We start from the raw sequence: 14,776 nt of genomic DNA on the forward strand, positions 1-14,776 counted from the left end.
TCCAGAATGGCGCGGAATCCGGATATGTACCATGTTGTCGAGCCGTCCATCAACGTCGCGATGTCGAACTCGTCAACGTGATGCGGACCGGCTGTCATCATGCTATGCACGTGATCCTGTCCAGCCGAACGACTTGTGATTCCCGAGCTTCGTCGACAATGGTGGACACGTGAACATGTATCATCGTGTATTGTCGTATCGGTGCTCATCGTACGATCAATAACATCCGATGGATGTTGTTGCTTCCACGATCGATCGTGACGGCATAGATTCCGTGTGCAGTCGTACGATGAACGATGAGTGCCGGATTCCCGCCATCGTCGATGGAAAAGCAGTAGGGAACATCGCTGCCGTCAAGGGTCGTTGCATGGAGCACGGGATCGCTTCCGAGTGGACGGCCGATCGCAACGCGGCTTCCGGGCGAGGCATGGACCATCGATGTCGGCGGCGACGAGGTTCCATCGTCATCGACGGAAGACGTATGAGACGGGACGTAGGTCATACGGAAGAAGTCGGGGCCTATCGTGCCGAAGATCACGTTCTCGCGATGCCGATGGAGGTTGCGGACAGCAGCCTCGGGAAGGCCGAATGCGTCGACTTTCTGCACCTTCCAGTCGCCCTGCTCCACGAAGTACAACTTGTTCGCACTGCCGCCGACTACCTGAAGGCCTCCGCCGATACGGACGGCATCGCGGACACCCCACGGAGGTGCGACGTTCGCCTTGATCAATCGCTTCCACGTAAGGCCGGCATCCTCGCTTTCCCATACTTCGTCGTAGGTGCGGAAATCGGAGAGATCATCAGGATGCAGATAATTGAGGCAGAAGGCCCATAGCCTGGAGCCTCCCATTCTCTTCATCGTAAGCGCACGCGGAGGAAGCGTGGTCATGTTCCATGTCGTACCGCCATCCCGGGTGACATATGACCATGTCGTATCCTGATAACCCCGGAAGATGGTCCACGTGTCGAGGCCGGTCATGGCAATATCTATCACGGAGCTGGCGGAGTTGACGTAGACCCCGGTGATCCGTACCGAATCCCACGTATTGCCGCCGTCCGACGTCCTCAGTGCATCGACGCCGCGGTAGCCCCATCGCAGGATGCCGTTCATCGGGTCGATGAAGTCGACGGCATTGATGTTGGCGATGGTGTCCAATCGCTGTTCATGCCAGGTCCGTCCTGCATCACGACTGATGATGACGCGTCCCCGGTTCATGACGTAGCATACGAAGCCGTCGGGAACACTCGCCCCGTCCTTCGGGACGTCGTCGTATCCCTGATAACCCGGATCGTAGGCCACGTTCCATGTGGAACCGAAGTCCGTCGACCGGAGGATGACGGGATGGCCCGGACCTGTGGAACATGCCGTAAGGATCGAATCATCATCACTTGCGGAACGCAGGAAGCCGAAGGTGTGATATCGGTCCTTCGTACCATCCACGAGAGGTGGCAGTACGCGCTGTACCACAGGGAACCAGTCCACTTCCTCCGGGTGATCGAGACTGTCCTGCTGCGGGAGGACCGGGGATGCATGGAGTGTCGCGCACAGAACCAGCGTAGCGATGATCATACTGGAACAACCTGGCACTACTGTAACATCATGGCGGAGCCCAAGGGGGCCCCGCCATGTCGACGATGCTTTGTCGTATTCTGGATCCATTGCACTTCTGGATCTATTTCACGGGAGAAACGACCTCACGATAGACACGTTCACCGATCTTGACGGTGACAGCGAGTACCGTATTCGGGAACGACGAGACACTACCTCTGACTTCGAACTTTCGTCCCTGACTCAGTGTAACATTGTCATGATACAGAATATTGCCGAGAATATCAGTTACCATGATGGTTCCCGTACCGGTGGTTTCGCCGGGTAGGGTAATGGCAAGCCCCGAAGCGTCGAGACGCGATATCGTGAAGCCCCCGGGCGCGGTAGCTTCCTTCGATATCTTCTTCCGGTCTGCCGTTCGTGGCTGCCAGTTCTTGCCGTTGTCGGTAGACACCCACTGAGAGCCGTCATTCATGTCGATCACCCACGGACGTTCACCGGGCTTCTGCGATGGTGTCTGCGCATGGGCCGTCATCATACACATGCAAAGCGTGCATGCTGCGATCACGAACAGTTTCATGAGATTGTTCCTTTCAGTTGTTTATTCGTTGCAGACCTTCATGCATCCGGAAGGACACGGCGTAGGATCGGTGGACGACGAGAGCCGTCTGATCTGATACTCACCGTCGATGATGCACATCTCGTAGAGGAAGAGGCAGCAGGTATTGACTTCGCAGATGGTGACGCGCCAGTCGGGAACGGGGCCGGCAACGAGGTGCCATTTCCAGCATGACGACGACGTCACGCGCCAGTTCGGGCGGCATTGTCCTTCCGCCGTCGGGATGCAGTCCAGTAGCCCCTTCGTAAGGGAAACATCGTAGATGATCTGCTTGGCAGCCATCTCGAAGACCTGGGACGGAGTCAGCGTCATACATGGTGGATTGGTATTGCAGTAGACGGAGATCGGCTGGACATCGCACCAGATGCCGCAAGCCTTCCGATAGCAGTAGTATGCGGTCCAGCTACAGCCATACATCGTCCATGTCACATTCTCGTAGCAGATGAAGTTGTCGCTCAGGCAGTCGGGCTTGCACACCTGCGTCGTTTCCGCCTGATTACGCCCTTTGTCGGGGCCCTGTGCCCAACTGCTTGCCGCAGCAAGACAGAATACCAGTGAACAGATAAGTAGACGTACCATGAGACCCTCCTCGAAGGAATGAATATGGAATATGTGGCCGCTCCGTGCGGCCTGGAGATATATCTATCGAATGGATGGACGGCTATGGGCGTATCATCTATGGAAAAGCTATGGATCGCGCCGTCCTTCGAAGGCCACGCATCATGCACTACGTCGAACTATCGGATATCGTATTCCGTGCGTATCTGACCGTCCGAGGTTCCTACCGAACTCCATCAACAACAGCGAACGCGGGAAAAGGTTTCATCGTATATGATAGGAAGTGTGATGTTCATCGGGACGATCGATATGGGACTTTCACCATGTCGATCGTGGACGGCGGGTACTCCGGCTGAAGAGGCCGAAAGGTAGCCATGGGTGGATCGCATCGGGGTGGGTGAAACGAATCGGGCCCGATCGGTGGATACGTCGGGCCCGGGATGGATTTCGTCTGTCGTGATGGTTACTTCGTCGTCTTCCTGGCGGCTTTCTTCGCAGCCGTCTTTTTCGCGGCCTTCTTCGCAGGTGTCTTCTTCGCTGCGGTTTTCTTCGCGACAGGGGCCTGTTCGGCCGTCTTCTTCGCCGCTGCCTTCTTCGGAGCCGGGGCCTGCTGGGCTGCGAGCTGCAGACATTCCTCGAGCGTCAGCGTGGCTGCATCCGTACCCTTCGGGATTCGCACGTTCTGCTTGCCCACGACGATATATGGTCCCCAGCGACCCTTGAGGATCTTCACCGTCGGATCTTCCGGAAACTCCTTGATGGTCCGCTCGGCCAGGGCGATACGCCGTGCTTCGATGATCTCGATGGCCCGCGTCTGCGTGACCGTGTGCGGGTCCTCGCCCTTCGGAATGGAATAGAAGGCGCCGTTGTGTTCGATGTAAGGACCGAAGCGACCGACCTTGACTTCCATCACGCTGCCTTCGAAATCGCCGACGGGCAGGGGGAACTTGAAGAGTTCGAGCGCCTCCTCGAGCGAGATGGTGTTGATGGACAACGTTCCCGGCAGGCCCTTCTGCCTCTTGTCGGGATCGTCGGCATCGCCGATCTGGGCCAGCGGACCGTAGCGTCCGAGGCGGACGTAGACGTTCTTGCCCGATTTGGGATCGATACCGATGTGACGTTCACCGCTCTGCCGTTCGGCCGTGGCACTGGTGCGCTTGACCTCTTCCTCGAACGGTACGTAGAAGTCGCGGATCATATCGTTCCATCTGATATGACCCTGGGCGATCTCGTCGAATTGCTTCTCCACGTTGGCCGTGAAGTTGTAGTCCATGATGTCGTCGAAGTGCTTGGTAAGGAAGTCCGTCACCACGCCGCCGATATCGGTGGGGAAGAGCTTGGACTTCTCCGCGCCGGTGTTCTCGAGGTCGACGCGGCGCGTGATCTCGTCCTTGGCCAGCGTCAGCACGCGTACTTCGCGCTGGCGGCCGTCGCGGTCCTCCTTCACGACGTACTGCCGTGCCTGGATGGTGGAGATGGTGGGGGCATAGGTGGACGGCCGGCCGATACCGAGCTCTTCAAGCTTCTTCACGAGGCTCGCTTCCGTGTACCGTGCCGGAGGCCGTGCATAGCGTTCCTGCGCCTGCAGGGTCCTCAGACCGAGCATGTCGCCCACCGTCAGTGGAGGCAGCATCTTCGAATTCTCCTCGTCCTGTTCTTCGTCGGTCGATTCCAGGTAGACCTTCAGGAAACCGTCGAAGACCAGCACTTCGCCCGTCGCCGTCAGCGTTTCGGGCATCGTGGAGATGCTGATCGTGGCGATGGTGCGCTCGATACGGGCGTCGGCCATCTGGGAAGCGATGGCCCGCTTGTAGATGAGGTCGTACAGCTTCTTGTGCGGATCGGATTCACCGGCCGTCCTGCGTGAGAAGTCCGTAGGCCGGATGGCCTCGTGCGCTTCCTGGGCGCTGGCGACCTTCGTGGTGAAGTTCTTCGGATTGCTGTAGTCGGCACCGAAGGAGGACCGTACCTCGTCGCGTGCCGCTCCGATGGCCAGCTCGGAGAGATTCACCGAGTCCGTACGCATGTAGGTGATATGGCCGCCTTCGTAGAGATCCTGGGCCAGCTTCATCGTGCGGGACAGCGAGTATCCGAGCTTGCGGCTCGCTTCCTGCTGGAGCGTCGACGTGGTGAAGGGAGCCGAAGGGCTCTTCTTCGCCGGCTTGGTCTCGAGGTTCGCGATCGAATAGACGGCGCCCTTGCAGCGTTCCAGGAAGGCCCGTGCCTCCTCTTCGGTATCGAAGCGCTTCGGCAGTTCGGCCGTCAGCGTCTTGCCGTTGACGTCGAATTCGGCCGTGATCTTGAACTGGCTGGTGGACGTGAAGTTCTGGATCTCGCGTTCCCGTTCCACGACGAGGCGTACGGCGACGGACTGGACGCGGCCGGCAGAGAGATTCTTCTGGATCTTCCTCCACAGCACCGGCGAGAGGCCGTAGCCAACCAGCCGGTCCAGAACGCGGCGTGCCTGCTGGGCGTCCACCAGGTTGCGGTCCACGTTCCGGGGATGCTCGATGGCCTTGAGGATGGCGGGCTTGGTGATTTCATGGAAGACGATGCGGCGAGTCTTCGGGGCAGGGAGTTCCAGGGCTTCCGTGAGGTGCCAGGCGATGGCCTCGCCCTCACGGTCTTCGTCGCTCGCCAGCCAGACTGTTTCGGCCTGCTTCGCCATCTTCTTGAGGTCGGCGACGATTTTCTTCTTGTCCTCCGATATCTCGTATACGGGTTCGAAGTCGTGTTCGATGTCGATGGCCTTGTCGTTGCCCGGCAAGTCGCGGATGTGGCCCATGCAGGAAGTCACGGTGAAATCGTCCCCGAGATACTTCTGTATGGTCTTCGCCTTGGAGGGCGACTCGACGATCACAAGATTTTTCATACGTGTTGGTGTTGTGCGGCAGTCGGTATCGGAAACGGTGGTGCTCCGTGCACCGACTCCGGTAGGGAGTCATACGTCCAACGTGACATGGTTGTGCCACGCGCGCGAAATAAAATCACGAAAAAAGTCGGGAATGCAAGACTTCATTCGCCCTTGTTGTACTCACAGTTCACCGGATCCTTGCAGACGGCGAAGATCTGGAGCGAGTGGCTGAGGGGCCTGAAGCCGAGTTCTTCGCTCACGCGCTGGCGGATCTCGTCGATGGTTTTCTCCCGGAACTCCGTGATGCGGCCGCATTCGATGCAGATCAGGTGGTCGTGGTCCGGCATGCGGGAAGAAAGCTCGTAGTGCGCGCTGTCGCCCTGGAACCTGTGCTTCATCAGGATGTTGCACTTGGTGAGGAGGTCCAGGGTGGAATAGATGGTGGCCCGCGAGATGCGGTCGCCGTGCGTATTCATGTATACGTAGAGCTCGTCGGCGCTGAAATGCCGGTCGAGTTCGGCGATCCGGTCGAGGACTTTATAGCGCTCCTGCGTGTTGCGGTACTTCTTCCGTTTCAGGAAGTCCGCGAACTGCTGCTTGAGCGTATCGAGGTCGGTGTGTTGTGCCATGGGACACAAATATAGTCGACGCCCGGCGAGAGGGCGTAAACCCCTGACATTTCATTAATTTCGCGCCTCAATTTCTCACCACACCCTTCGAGGTAACGGAGTCGTACATGCGCAAGTGGCGTGCCGAAGATTCCATGGAACTCTATAACGTATCCGGCTGGGGCATAGGATACTTCAGCATCAATGCACGGGGCAACGTCGTGGTCATGCCACGCAAGGCCAAGGGGTCCCAGATCGATCTGAAGGAGCTCGTCGACGAGCTGGCCCTGCGGGATGTGAGCGTTCCTGTCCTGTTGCGTTTCCCCGATATTCTCGACGACCGGATCGAGAAGATCTCCGGTTGCTTCCAGAAAGCCGCCGTCGAATACAACTACAGCGGCAACTACTATAGCGTCTATCCCATCAAGGTGAACCAGCAGCGGCCCGTCGTCGAGGAGCTGGTCCGTCACGGGAAGAAGTTCAATATCGGCCTCGAAGCAGGTTCCAAGCCGGAACTCCATGCCGTGCTGGCCATCATGGACAACCCCGAAGCCCTGATCATCTGCAATGGCTACAAGGACGAGGAATTCATCGAGCTGGCGCTGCTGGCCCAGAAGATGGGCAAGCGCATCTTCATCGTGGTGGAGAAGCTGAACGAGCTGCGGCTGATCAAGTCCGTGGCCGAACGGGTGAAGGTGCGGCCGAACATCGGTATCCGCATCAAGCTGGCGGCGTCGGGTTCCGGCAAGTGGGAGGAATCCGGCGGAGACCATTCGAAGTTCGGGCTGAACGCCTCCGAACTGCTCGAAGCCGTGGACTATGCCCGCGAGAACTCACTGCTGGACTGCGTGAAACTGATCCACTTCCACCTCGGCAGCCAGATCACCAACATCCGCAAGATCAAGGCCGGATTACGGGAAGTGTCCCAGTTCTACGTCCATATGATGCAGCTCGGCGCCAACGTCCAGTTCGTGGACATCGGCGGGGGACTCGGTGTGGACTATGACGGTTCGCGCTCCTCCGTGTCGTCCAGCATCAACTATTCGATCCAGGAATACGCCAACGATGCCATCGCCACGATGCAGGACGCCGCGACGAAGCACAACCTCCCGCATCCGAACATCATCACGGAGTCGGGCCGTGCCCTGACGGCGCACCACAGCGTCCTGATCTTCAACGTCCTCGAAACGACGAGCGTCCCGCGCTGGACGTCGAAGGACAGGGTGACGAAGAAGGACCACGACATCGTCCGAGAAATGCATACCATCATGCAATCCCTCAACAGCCGCACGATGCTGGAAGCCTGGCACGATGCGCAGCAGTTGCGGGAAGAGGCACTGGACCGGTTCTCGCTCGGACTCCTCGATCTCAAGTCCCGCGCCCTTACCGAAAAGCTGTACTGGTCGATGGCCCTGAAGATCAACGACATGTCGGCCGAGCTGAAGCAGGTGCCCGACGAGCTGCGTGCGTTGCCGAAGCTGCTCGCCGACAAGTACTTCTGTAACTTCTCGCTCTTCCAGTCGCTGCCGGACTCCTGGGCCATCGATCAACTGTTCCCGATCATGCCCATCCATCGCCTCGTCGAGAAGCCGACACGGAACGCGACACTGCAGGACATCACCTGCGATTCGGACGGGAAGATCGATCACTTCATCGGTGTCCGCGACTTCTCCCATTCGCTCCCGCTGCACGAACTGCGGGAAGACGAGCCGTACTACATGGCCGTCTTCCTGGTGGGCGCCTATCAGGAAATCCTGGGTGACCTCCACAATCTCTTCGGTGACACGAATGCCGTCCACATCGTCTGTACGGACAAGGGACACGAAGTCCAGCAGGTCATCGACGGCGAATCCGTGGCCGACGTTCTCGACTACGTACAATTCAACGGCAAGAAACTCGTGCGCACGATGGAAGCGTGGGTGACGTCCTCGATCAAGGAGAAGCGGATCACCATGCAGGAAGGCAAGGAATTCCTCGCCATCTATCGTTCAGGCCTCTACGGATACACCTACCTTGAAGAATAATCGACTCGTTGGCGTTCTGGCCGTCCTGTTCATGTGGACAGGTGTGCTTTCATCCCAGGTTCTGCCCCTGTCCATGCGCGAGGACTTCGACGACAATCGCCGTGGGTGGGACGTGGGAACGAGGGATGGTGTGGGCGCCGAGGTGTCCGATGGCCGCTACAAGGTGGTCAAGAACAGTCCACGAGGAGAATGGTTCTTTCTCGTGGACGAATACATCAACTACGACCGTGACTTCGATATCTCGACGTCGTTCCGTGTGACGGGCGGCAGCCGGGATCATTCGGTGGGCATCGTATGGGGCGCGGTGAACGCCGAGAACGCCAACATCTTCTCGGTGTCCTCGGCAGGGAACTTCAAGGCCTGGCACGTCTACGGCCAGGCCATCGCCGATCTTTATCCGTGGAGCATGAGCGGCGAGATCAAGACCGACGGCAGCACGAACGTCATGGAAGTCCGCAAGAGGGGATCGTGGATATCCCTCGTCGTTAACGGCTCCATCGTCGCCACCATCGAACCGCCGATGCCGTTCGGCGGAAAGATCGGTTTCTCGCTGGGCCGCAGGATCGCCGCCGAGATCGACTACCTCGAAGTCCGGCAGGACAGTACGAGCATCAACCTCGCACCCGATCATCCCGTCAACGTCGTCAAGGAAAGCCTCGGCACGCAGATCAACAGTCAGGGCGCGGATCTCTCGCCCGTCATCTCCGTCGATGGGAAGCGTCTGTGGTTCGGACGCTATCCGCATCCCCAGAACATCGGCAATCCGGATGGCGAGGACGTGTGGTACAGCGACAGGAAGAAGGACGGATCGTGGGGTCCGGCAATCAATCCGGGTCCACCGCTGAACAACGAGGGCGCCAACTTCATCATCAGCATCTCGCCCGACGGCAACACGGCCCTCGTCGGCAATACCTACTATCCCGACGGCCGGCCGAAGGGAACGGGCATCTCGATGGCCACCCGGACGGACAGTGGATGGACCGTGCCGGTGCCGGTGGAGATCGACAACTACTACAACCGCGACCGCTACGTCGAGATGTCGCTCGACCCGAGCGGACGTGTCCTCGTCATGGCTGTCTCGCGGCGTGATGCGAACGGCCGCCGCGATCTCTACGTGAGCTTCCGCAAGGACAACGGCGGGTTCGGCGAACCGGTCAACATGGGGCCTGTCATCAACTCGTGGGGCAACGAGAATTCGCCGTTCATCGCCGCCGACGGCATGACGCTCTACTTCTCGACGGATGGCTTCAAGGGCTATGGCGGCTCGGACATCTTCATGTCCCGCCGTCTGGACGATACATGGCGCTCATGGTCGATTCCGATGAATCTCGGTCCCGCCATCAATTCGAAGGAATGGGATGCCTACTACACCGTGCCAGCCAAGGGCGACTTCGCCTACCTGTGCGGCGTCGATCCGGTAACGAAGAGCGCGGACATCTTCCGTGTCAAGCTGACGGAGGGCGTACGCCCACGGCCCGTGGTACTCGTTACCGGCCGCGTGCTGGATGCCGTGACGAAGAAGCCGATCACCACGCAGGTGGTCTACGAAAGCCTTACCAAGCGCAGAACGACGGGCGACGCACGATCTTCACCAACGACGGGCGAGTTCACCATCTCACTGCCGTCCGGCGACCTGTACGGATTCAGGGCCGAAGCGCCGGGATACTATCCCGTGAGCGAGCAGCTCGATACCAGGAAGCTGGGCTCGTATTCAGAACTGCGGCGGGACCTGCTGCTGGTACCCATCAATGCGGGTACGACGATCACGCTCAAGAACGTCTTCTTCGATTCGGGCAAATGGGATCTGCGCGAAGAGTCGCAACCCGAACTTGACCGGCTCGTGTCCTTCCTCAACAAGGATGCGGCCGTGCGGATCGAAGTGGCGGGATACACCGATAACGTCGGTAACGACGCCGACAACATCCTGCTGTCGCAGCATCGTGTCGATGCCGTGAAGGCCTATCTGATCGACAAGGGTATCGCCGACGCACGGCTCAAGGCCGTTGGCTACGGCAAGGCCCGTCCCGTTGCCTCCAACGCCTCGGAAGAGGGACGCCAGCGTAATCGTCGTGTGGAGTTCAAGATCGTCCGGAAGTGACGTCAGGGGTCACAGTTCTTCACCCGGAATCGACGGTCGTACCATGATGACCGTCTCACGTTCGAGCGTCACTGCACCGACGTTCGCTCCCTTGGGTTTGCGGACGTACTTGCGCTGCGTGTAGACGACGGGCGTATAGGAGGCGTTGCGCGCGTGCGAGTAATAGGCGGCGATGGCCGCGGCCTGCTCGAGAATCTGTTTGGGAGGCTTCTCGCTGCCTCCGCCCCGCAGGATGGCATGGGAACCACTCACGCCACGGGCGTGGAACCACCAGTCGTTCTGCTTCGCGAACCGCATCGTGAGTTCGTCGTTGTTCGCGGCGCTCTTGCCGACGTAGAGCGTATAGACGTCATCGAGTCTGAACACGCGGTACTTGGCCGAGACATCGTCCGGCATGCCTTGATCGTTCTTCATCGAGCGTTGGATCCTTTCCAGTTCGTCGGGGTCTTCGGTCTGCCGTACGTGATCGAGCATGCGTTCGACGGACTGCAGCCGCTGCTCGAAGTTGGGGAGTCGCGCAGCACGTACGCGCGCTGCTTCGTCGGAGGCCTTGGCCTTGGCATAGAGCATGGTAGCGTTCTCGACGAGCGTCTTGCGGTCGTCGAGCGGAATCGTCAACGGTTCACCGTCCCATCCCTGCAGGTCGATCGTCGTCAGTCCTGTCTGTGTGGGATCGGACGTGGAGAGCAGGAGGTCCGCCCACAGTCGGTACGTCGACGCACGGTCCTGTGTGGCCGCATCGCCCTGCATCCCGTCGATACTGCGGCGGAGTCGCGCGGCGGTCTTCGTCAGGTCCCGCTCCAGGACGGTGCGGGCCGAGACGCGTCGTACGGCGGAGCGTCGCATACCTGTCACACGACGGATGGCCGAGAGAATGTCGTGGTCCGTATCGACGATCGTATATCCGTTCAGGGGAAGCAGCGAGAGAAGGATGTCGTCATGTCGTTCGAGGATGTGGAACGTCGTCGTTCGTCGCGCTTCGGCGATGAGGTGATCGGCTTCTGCACGAAGCCGCTTCGCGGAGTCCTGGTCCAGATCGCCGATGCGTATATCGGCATCGATGCCGCAACGGAAACAGACTTCCCGCGCATACTGCATGCCGAGATGGATATCCGAAGCACCGAGTGCTCTGGCCACGGTCGTCGTCGGTACGGCATCCACCAACGATACCGGCGCGTAGTGAGTGATGTTCAGGGGCTGGCCGATCACCTCGTTCTTCTTCCTCAGGGCGTCGACGACGATGCCGTCCTTCGTTACGACGATGTTGCCGCTTCCACCTCCGTAGAGCAGGGCATGCAGTTGACAGTCCTCGAACCAGAGCGTGACGATGCGGTCATCGGGATGCTTCGTTGCCGTCGCGACGTGCCGTTCCATCAGTGCGGGGAAGAGATCGATCGTATTACGTCGTGCCCGTTGTGTGGTCGGACGCTCGGCGATGCAGCCGTACGCAGGATCGACGCCGATGACCAGCGTGCGCTCGGTCATGTCGTGGATCAACGTCAGGATGCACTGATACTTCTCCTGCGAATAGGCATCGGCCACCATGGCGCCACGCAGGTTGGCGATGGCGGAAGCCACATGTTCGAGAGTGAGATGATGACGGATCACTTCTTCTTCTTGCTCTTCTTCTTTTTCTTTCCGTCGATGGCGATCGGCGTACCGGACACGGCGAGAGGACGCAGCATGGCCTGCAGGGCTTCATCGGATTCCATCGCGAGATAGGTGGCGGCCTGGTTCTTCCAGAACACCGGTGCGGAGGGCAGGATGCGGTAGAAGGTCTCGCGCGTGGAACGAGGGGCGGACTTGACGAACAGGGCGACGTCCTCGGCATCCGCCGTCGTCGTATCCACGGCACCGACGAGGCGAAGGCCGCTCGTCAGCGTGGCCCTGTTCGACAGCGTACGCCACCAGGAGATGACCGGAGCCGCGGGTCGCTTCGCGCCGCGCACCAGTCCTTCCACCGCACCATACCGTACGATCTGCTGTTCTTCGGCGAGAGCCGGCTGAAGGTTCTGGAAGGCGGCCGTGCCACCGATCATGCCCAGTGCGAAGGAGGCACGCGAGCGGACGTAGGGATGATCGTCCTTGAGCAGCATCTTCAGTCCCGGAATACCGCTCGAATCTCCGATCTCGCCGATGGTGATGGCTGCCAGGCGGCGCTTCCGCCATGAATCGTCGCGGACGAGAACCATGAGGGATGGAACCATCGACGTCATTCTGATGCGGCCACCGACGGTAGCGCACATCGATACGACGGCGGGATCCTCGCTGGAAAGGCTGTCACGCAGCAGGGTTTCGACGGCGACGCCGTTCGACTCGTGGATCTTCGGGAGAATGTATTCCAGAGCCAGGCGTTCACGTGGCATCTGTGTACCGAAGTGCGTGGCGAGATGGGGGAGGGCCGACACGCCGAGCGAGACGATCCTGTCCCGTGCGGGCTGGACGTTGTTCTGGAAACGGAGGGGGGCCGCGGAGGCCTGGATGAAGAGACTGTCCACGCTTTGGGCGAGCGGCATGACGGCGTACTGTGGAGTCGTTGGTGACGTCGTCCCTGCCGGCGCAGGGATCAGGTCCGCGTCGTTGAAGACACCGTAGGTTGACTGCACGCTGACGCTGTTGTTGCGCGTCGAGGCTCCATAGGTATCGTTGCCGCCACCATCTGCGAAGATGCCGATCATGCCGTAGTTACGCCGGAAGTCGGAATAGCCCATCGTCGTCGGTGTATGCATTGCGACGTAGGCATCGTTCCCCGTGACGTCGATGAAGACCGATACGGCGTTGGCGTTGCCGCCGCCCAGGGACAGGCTTTCGACCATGTAGCTGTCGTTCCCCCGTTCGTCGATGAGGGCCCCCAGGGCGACGTCGTGACCACAGCCCTGCGAGACGCCATGCGACACGTAGATGTCGTCGCCTGAATCGTCTCTCAGAATGCCCGTGGCGAAGTGGACACCGGCGCCTTGTGCGTACTGATAGGCGACGTAACGGTCGTCACCCGCCCGATCGAGCAGGGCGCCCAGGCCGAACCAGTATCCCGTACCCTGACCGTAGATGTCGGTCGAATATGCGTCGTTGCCCCGTTCGTCGGCGAGGATTCCGATGCCTCCGGAAGCGAGTGGACGATAGCCGAGGGCCGCACCCTGGGTGAACGTCACCTGATGTGCTTCGTAGCGCAGGACGTCGACGTACGGGCTCGCGGCCAGGTACTGGTCATTGCCGGCGAGGTCGGACAGGATGCCGATGCCGCGTGTCGCACCGAAGCCTTGTGCCTGGGCATGTGCACGGTAGATGTCCTGCCCTCCATCGTCGAGTACGAGACCGATGCCGAAGATGCCGGCACCCTGGGAGTTGATGCCGGACGAGTAGGAGTCGTCGCCGGCCATGTCGTGGACGATGCCGACACCGAAGATGCCACATCCCAACGAAGCGTCGCCTGCCAGGTAGGTGTCGTTGCCCGAAGCGTCGATGAGGATTCCCACGCCACCGACGGCCGAGCCCAGCTCGTAGGAACCGGCGGTGTAGAGGTCGTTGCCTGCGAGGTCGACGATGCAGCGCACGGGACGATCGATGGCATCTTCCTTCGCCGAGAGATCGAAGCGGTAGAGATCGTTCCCCCCGATATCGATGATGAGGAAGTAGGTGCCTTCGTAGACGTCGTCGCCCTTGCCGCCGATGGCGACACGTCCGTACGGTGTGGAGAACGTCATGCTGCGGATGCTGTCGCGGAGCAGATCGTTCGATTGCAGCGACTCGCGTGCGTACTGCAGGATATGGAGATAGGCCGACCAACCGTGGGTGTAGATGTCCTGGTAGGGAGCGAGCGACGAGGCGAGGAAGAAGGTGCTGGCGCGTTCCATGCCCTCCACTTCGTCGTCGTGCAACTGCCACAGCGAGGATGTCTCGTTCTCACGGCTCATCTGCCAGAGCGTATCGCACATGTCGACGAGGATCTTCTGGTTCCTGAATCGTGCTGCCGCGTCGGACATGCCATCGGCGGCCTGGACCAAGGCCGATAGATAGCGCAGCAGGAGGGTCGAGCCAACGAGGCCCGTCCGATCGCTCGGATCGATGCGCAGTCTCCGGATCAGTTCGTCGGCCGTGATACGGCTGTCGTAGACCGATCTGCGGAATGCCGTGAGGTCGAGATAGGGGAAAGCCGTGCGTGCGGCCAGATCCATTGAATTGTCGGACCGCCCGGCGATGAGTTTCGCGAGACCGTCGGCCTGACCGAAAGCTCCGAACGGGTCGCTGAAGAGTCGGTCATGCCATGGCAGGCGATGTGTGTCGGAAGGCAGGAGGTCCGGCGGCATGGCGCAGTCGGCACGATTCATCCCCAGGATACGGAGCGAGGTATCGAGCAGGCGCTTGCTGTCGTTGGACATGCCCTGCTGTGCGGACACCGTCGTGATCATGCATGGAACGGAGAGGAGGACGACGAGAAGACGTAATGATGTCATGACGGTCGAAGG

The 14,776-nt window shown here is 60.0% G+C and carries 9 protein-coding genes; 2 read left to right on the forward strand and 7 right to left on the reverse strand.

Features of this window, described 5'->3' with window-relative positions; all coding sequences use genetic code 11:
• Positions 1–205 precede the first annotated feature (205 nt).
• The 5 genes from BGO89_12405 to BGO89_12425 all read right to left on the reverse strand — a co-directional run bounded on the left by BGO89_12405 (position 206) and on the right by BGO89_12425 (position 6,209).
• Positions 206–1,570, reverse strand: a complete 1,365-nt coding sequence (locus BGO89_12405; GenBank protein OJX57280.1) for a hypothetical protein — start codon at positions 1,568–1,570, stop codon at positions 206–208.
• Between the two features lie 103 nt (positions 1,571–1,673).
• Positions 1,674–2,129: a hypothetical protein gene (locus tag BGO89_12410; GenBank protein OJX57281.1), complete on the reverse strand. Its 456-nt coding sequence runs from the start codon at positions 2,127–2,129 to the stop codon at positions 1,674–1,676.
• Between the two features lie 21 nt (positions 2,130–2,150).
• Complete coding sequence (locus tag BGO89_12415) at positions 2,151–2,645, reverse strand: hypothetical protein (GenBank protein OJX57282.1); 495 nt, start codon at positions 2,643–2,645, stop codon at positions 2,151–2,153.
• A gap of 544 nt (positions 2,646–3,189) precedes the next feature.
• Entirely contained in the window at positions 3,190–5,598 is a 2,409-nt protein-coding gene (locus tag BGO89_12420) for a DNA topoisomerase I (protein ID OJX57283.1), read from the reverse strand.
• A 143-nt stretch (positions 5,599–5,741) separates the two neighbouring features.
• Positions 5,742–6,209, reverse strand: coding sequence for a hypothetical protein (locus tag BGO89_12425; protein ID OJX57284.1), 468 nt, complete (start codon positions 6,207–6,209; stop codon positions 5,742–5,744).
• A gap of 107 nt (positions 6,210–6,316) precedes the next feature.
• On the opposite strand from BGO89_12425, the gene BGO89_12430 reads away from it, so the two are divergent.
• Together BGO89_12430 and BGO89_12435 are read left to right on the forward strand one after the other, a co-directional pair.
• Positions 6,317–8,212: an arginine decarboxylase gene (locus tag BGO89_12430; GenBank protein ID OJX57285.1), complete on the forward strand. Its 1,896-nt coding sequence runs from the start codon at positions 6,317–6,319 to the stop codon at positions 8,210–8,212.
• A 73-nt stretch (positions 8,213–8,285) separates the two neighbouring features.
• On the forward strand, positions 8,286–10,310 hold the full coding sequence (locus BGO89_12435; protein OJX57286.1) for a hypothetical protein: 2,025 nt from the start codon (positions 8,286–8,288) through the stop codon (positions 10,308–10,310).
• A 9-nt stretch (positions 10,311–10,319) separates the two neighbouring features.
• On the opposite strand, the gene BGO89_12440 is transcribed toward BGO89_12435, so the two are convergent.
• Both BGO89_12440 and BGO89_12445 read right to left on the reverse strand, forming a co-directional pair.
• Positions 10,320–11,918 carry a hypothetical protein gene (locus BGO89_12440; protein OJX57287.1) on the reverse strand — a complete coding sequence of 533 codons (1,599 nt, stop codon included), beginning with the start codon at positions 11,916–11,918 and terminating at the stop codon, positions 10,320–10,322.
• Positions 11,915–14,764, reverse strand: a complete 2,850-nt coding sequence (locus tag BGO89_12445) for a hypothetical protein (GenBank protein OJX57288.1) — start codon at positions 14,762–14,764, stop codon at positions 11,915–11,917. Before BGO89_12445 ends, BGO89_12440 begins: the two co-directional genes overlap by 4 nt.
• Between the last annotated feature and the right edge of the window lie 12 nt (positions 14,765–14,776).

It is taken from the genome of Candidatus Kapaibacterium thiocyanatum, assembly GCA_001899175.1.
Lineage (GTDB): Bacteria > Bacteroidota > Ignavibacteria > Kapaibacteriales > Kapaibacteriaceae > Kapaibacterium > Kapaibacterium thiocyanatum.

Bases quoted from the DNA above. Each gene is read 5' to 3' on its own strand.
- BGO89_12405 (OJX57280.1), bottom strand. From the start codon at position 1,570: ATGATCATCGCTACGCTGGTTCTGTGCGCGACACTCCATGCATCCCCG.
- BGO89_12410 (OJX57281.1), bottom strand. From the start codon at position 2,129: ATGAAACTGTTCGTGATCGCAGCATGCACGCTTTGCATGTGTATGATG.
- BGO89_12420 (OJX57283.1), bottom strand. From the start codon at position 5,598: ATGAAAAATCTTGTGATCGTCGAGTCGCCCTCCAAGGCGAAGACCATA.
- BGO89_12425 (OJX57284.1), bottom strand. From the start codon at position 6,209: ATGGCACAACACACCGACCTCGATACGCTCAAGCAGCAGTTCGCGGAC.
- BGO89_12435 (OJX57286.1), top strand. From the start codon at position 8,286: ATGCGCGAGGACTTCGACGACAATCGCCGTGGGTGGGACGTGGGAACG.
- BGO89_12430 (OJX57285.1), top strand. From the start codon at position 6,317: ATGCGCAAGTGGCGTGCCGAAGATTCCATGGAACTCTATAACGTATCC.
- BGO89_12445 (OJX57288.1), bottom strand. From the start codon at position 14,764: ATGACATCATTACGTCTTCTCGTCGTCCTCCTCTCCGTTCCATGCATG.